Raw genomic sequence first — 4741 nt, 5'->3', positions numbered from 1 at the left:
ACAGTCTGGAAACTTCAATGACTTTCTTTTCGTTAGCTTGCTGCGTGGAGCAATTCTCCGCGCGATTATTGCTGCCGGAGACGAAGGGCTCACTGAGGATGAATTTGGCCTGAGAGTCGTCAAGGCTCTTGGTTTTACCTCCGCCAATAAAGACGCACGTGCCCACTGGATGCTCGATCCTTCCTCAGGTGCCGTTATTCGAGAAGACGCACAACGAGCGCTCGCAAAGGTTCTGGCGCACCGGGTCTGGACGGATCTTCGGCGCGGTTGGCGATATACCAATCCGAGCTTGTTCGTCTTGAACCTGTTGGATGTTGAGTTCGTTGGCCTCAGAGACATTGCTTCGGACCGCGAACGCCTGATGACCGTGCTGCCAGAGATGGGCGAACTTGACGAGGAACAACGAGCCGAAGTGTTGAAAAGAGTCCTCGGCGCAATGCTGGAGGGTCTCGCGGTCAACACTGAAGCGCTGGACCTGACCGTTCTTGACGGTGTCGCTCAGAAATCGCGATCTCTGCTGCGGTCGCCTTGGGCTATTGATGCGAAAGAAAATCCACGTGGGCGCTCATCCTTGCTTTTGCGGGCTCCCGGGAAGGGTGTCATCGGCCTACGTGAAGAGCAGACTCTTTTGCGTGCGGGCCACAACTCGCGCATCGCTCGATTGATCAACAAAAAGAGCGTAATCGGCACGAAGCTCGGGAAAGAAGACTACCTCGAGTTCTTCTCGCGTCTTCTCGAGCTGCTTGCAGACGAAGGCGTGGTCGCCCCAGTCGAACTGGATGCGGATCTGGTCGGATGGCGGTTGACACCATCGGCTGTCAGGCTCGTTCCAGGTGCGGCTCTTTCGGATGAAGGCAAGCGTGGAAACCGCTATTTCCACGATCTGTACTCTTCCATCGCAAACGATCTTGCTTCCGGCCAGAGCGCATACTGGGGGTTGGAGGGCCGCGAACACACCGCGCAGGTATCCCAAAAGCAACGCGAGTGGCGGGAGTGGCGCTTCAGGTTCGAAGACGATGACCGCGCCAACCTCAGCACGTCAGAATATCGGGCCGAGATACGCGCTTCAGGTGAGTCCGACCAATTTCTGCCCGCATTGTTCTGCTCGCCTACGATGGAACTCGGCGTTGATATCTCGGCTCTGAACGCCGTCTATCTCCGCAACGTCCCACCGACTCCAGCAAATTATGCACAACGCGCTGGTCGCGCAGGACGCTCGGGTCAGGCGGCAGTGGTCGTAACTTACTGCGCATCCGGCTCACCACACGACCAGTATTTCTTTGATCGCCGCAACGATATGGTGGCAGGCGTTGTCCGCCCTCCAGCCTTGGACATTACCAACGAAGAATTGGTGCGCTCGCATCTGCATGCTGTTTGGCTCGCCGAGGCAAAACTGGCCCTTAAGCCAGATATTCCAGATATCCTTGATCTCACAGGAGCAGGCTATCCGCTCAAAGAGGAGGTTCTGTCCGTAATCTCAAAGTCTGATCTGGTCGCACGGGCCCGTTCTCCGATGAAGCGGGTGCTGGATCAGATCTTGGCGGCGGACGACGGTTCAGCACCAGTTTGGATGGGCGAACCTGAAGAATTTGTACTTCATGTCGCAATGAACGCGCCGAAGGAGTTCGATCGCGCGTTCGATCGCTGGCGCGAACTTTACAACTCTGCGCGCACGCAACTCGCAGAGGCTAACGCGCGATCCGAAATCACGGGGCTGTCCGGCTCCGATCGTCGCAAGATCAAGGCTGCGCAAATGCAGGCGAGCGACCAGTTGGCGATCCTTGAACAGGGCAAAGCGTCAAACGGCTCGGACTTTTATTCCTACCGATACTTGGCCACAGAAGGTTTTCTTCCGGGGTATAACTTTCCGCGTCTGCCACTTTATGCATTTGTGCCAGGGGAAGGTAAAAGCGGCTCGTTTCTGTCGCGCGCACGCTTCTTGGCAATCTCCGAATTCGGTCCCCGAAGCCTCATCTACCATGAGGGCCGCGCATACCGTGTCATGAAAGCCAAGCTTCCCCCCGAGGCGCGCGAAGGCGACGGGTCGGAACTGGCTACGAAAGACATCTACATCTGCCCGAACTGCGGCGCGTGTCATGAAGGTGAGGTCGAACGCTGCCACGGCTGTGACACACACATGGCTGGAGAAGTGCCAGTCAAACGCACGCTTCGTATCGACAATGTCGAGGCAGCGCCAATCGAGCGTATTACTGCCAACGATGAAGAGCGGGTACGCCAAGGCTTCGATATTCAGACTGTTTTCGCTTGGCCCAAGAAAGACGGGCAACTTCAGGTCACAAACGCCGATTTCAAGTGCGGCGACACCTCGTTGCTCGCGCTTCAATATGCGAACAGCGCAGAGATCAGCCGCCTCAACAAAGGCCTGAAGCGCCGGAAGGATCAGACTGTCTTTGGCTTCAACATCGATCCTCGAACCGGGTATTGGGCAAAAGCGGAAGATGAAGATGCAGACACCGACACGCCGCCCGATGTTGTAAGACCTGTAAAAATCGTTCCAATCGTCCGGGATAGGAAGAACGCGCTTCTCTTCCGCTTCAAGAAGCCAGAAAGCTTTGATCCTGAAACGATCACCACTGTTCAGCATGCACTTATGCGGGGCATTGAAGTGGTTTATCAGCTTGAGGAAGGAGAAATCCTAGGTGAACCCCTTCCGGTGCGCGACAATCGCAGAGCAATTCTTGCCTACGAGGCGACTGAGGGCGGAGCCGGGGTCCTGAACCGCCTGGTCGATGACCCGAAGGCGATCAGCGAAGTTGCGCGGACAGCACTCGAACTGATGCACTACGAGAACATTGAAGCTTCAATCGAAGCGGGTGACGCGCAGCTTCTGACTGAGAAAGCCGACGATGCATGTGTGCGTGGCTGTTATCGTTGTCTCCTTTCCTACTTCAACCAACCTGATCACGAACAGATAGATCGAAGCAGCACAGAAGTAGCACAGCTTCTGATTGATCTCTCGCGGGGACAGACGCTTTTGGAGGCACGCGCCTCCTACGACGGCTCCGCCTCACCCTGGGTAAAGGCTTTCGAAGAAGCGGGACTTCCACATGTGGATACCATGCCGGTCAAATTTGGCGGAACCGACGTAGAGTTCGCGTGGCGAGGTCACGGCGTGGCCGCAACAGCCAACTCCGTGTCGTCTGAAATGTCTCAAGATGCTTTAAGCAAAGGTTGGGAGCTGGTCTCGCTGCCAAGTCGTCCGGACGCGGGCGTGCCCGAACAACTCACCGATCTACTCAAAGGATAGGCCATGACGCTTAGCTTTTCTCCCGGCGATCTTGTCCTTGCCCGCGGTCGAGAGTGGGTTGCTCTTCCAGCGCCGCGGCCGGGTATTCTTGCGCTTCGCCCACTCTCGGGAAACGAGAACGACGTAGTCATCCTAGATCCTGAGCTGGAAATCGCGAGCGTCGCGACGGCGAGATTTGATCTGCCAGACGACGCGCGATCCACGGTACAAGCCAAAGCGGCACTCCTTGCAGATGCGCTTAGACTGACTTTGCGTCGCGGTGCAGGACCATTTCGGTCTGCCGCTCAGCTCGCCTTTGAGCCGCGAACCTATCAGCTTGTCCCGCTACTTATGGCCCTGCGGCTGCAGGTGCCCCGTTTGCTGATCGCTGACGACGTAGGCATCGGCAAGACCATTGAAGCGGGCTTGATACTTCGCGAACTGATGGATCGCGGTGAAGTCGATGCCTTTTCAGTCCTCTGTCCACCTCACCTGGTCGATCAGTGGATCATAGAACTCAAGGATCGTTTCGGTATTGATGCGGTCCCGGTGACGTCCGGCACTGCGGCTCGCCTTGAACGCAACTTACCACTCGCCCAAACGCTATTTGACGCCTACCCATTCACGGTCGTCAGCCTTGACTACATAAAGGCAGAGAAGCGCCGGGAGGGGTTTGCGCGTGCCTGTCCCGACTTTGTCATTGTAGATGAAGCGCATGCTTGCGTTGGAACACATAAAGGGAAGCAGCAACGCTTCGACTTGCTCCAGGGGCTCGCAAAGGATCCAGAACGCAGGATCGTCATGCTCACGGCCACACCGCACTCCGGAGATGAAGAAGCATTCGCGCGCTTGCTGTCGCTGATTGATCAAGAGTTTGCCTCAGTCGATTTCGACAATGCGCGTTACCGCGAGCGCCTGGCGCGGCACTTGGTTCAGCGGCGCCGGGTCGATCTCATCGAAGGCGATTGGGACGAAGATCGCTCTTTCCCAAAGCACGAAACAACCGAGTTCCCTTATCGCCTTTCAGCTGACCATTTGGCCTTTCAAGAGTCTGCCATTGACTACTGCCTTGAAGTTGTCTCGAAAGCTGGTGATCAGAAGAAGGATCAGCGGCTCGCTTTCTGGGGCACCCTCGCCTTGATGCGATGCGTGGGGTCCTCTCCAGCCGCAGCGCTCAGCGCTCTCAGAAATCGTGCCTCGAACGAAGCGGAGCGTTTGGAGCCACAAATCTACGACGAAGATGGCGACGACGAAGACGCTGTTGATGTCGAGCCCAATACAATCTTCGCGAACGATCCGGCACTCCAAGGTCTCCTGGATCAAGCGTCCAGTCTTTCGGTCGCAAAGGATCCCAAACTTGACGCGCTTGTCAGTGCGCTGAAGCCGCTGATCAAAGCAGGAGCCAATCCGGTCGTGTTTTGTCGATACCTGGCAACGGCGGAACACGTGAAGGAAGGCCTCCGAAAGGCTTTTCCAAAACTGACCATTGAGGCC

General features: G+C 56.5%; 2 protein-coding genes. Both read left to right on the top strand.

Translation table 11 applies throughout. The features are described from left to right. Nucleotides 1–37: 37 nt before the first annotated feature. Nucleotides 38–3268, top strand: a complete 3231-nt coding sequence (locus LCF60_RS23570) for a Zn-binding domain-containing protein (protein ID WP_292294972.1) — start codon at nt 38–40, stop codon at nt 3266–3268. 3 nt (nt 3269–3271) lie between these two features. Beyond that, nucleotides 3272–4741, top strand: a 1470-nt coding sequence (locus LCF60_RS23565) for a DEAD/DEAH box helicase (protein ID WP_292294971.1), incomplete at its 3' end; no start/stop codon positions are given.

This window comes from Marivita sp. (assembly GCF_020055635.1).
Classification (GTDB): domain Bacteria; phylum Pseudomonadota; class Alphaproteobacteria; order Rhodobacterales; family Rhodobacteraceae; genus Marivita.
This window is presented reverse-complemented; position numbering and strand designations above follow the sequence as displayed.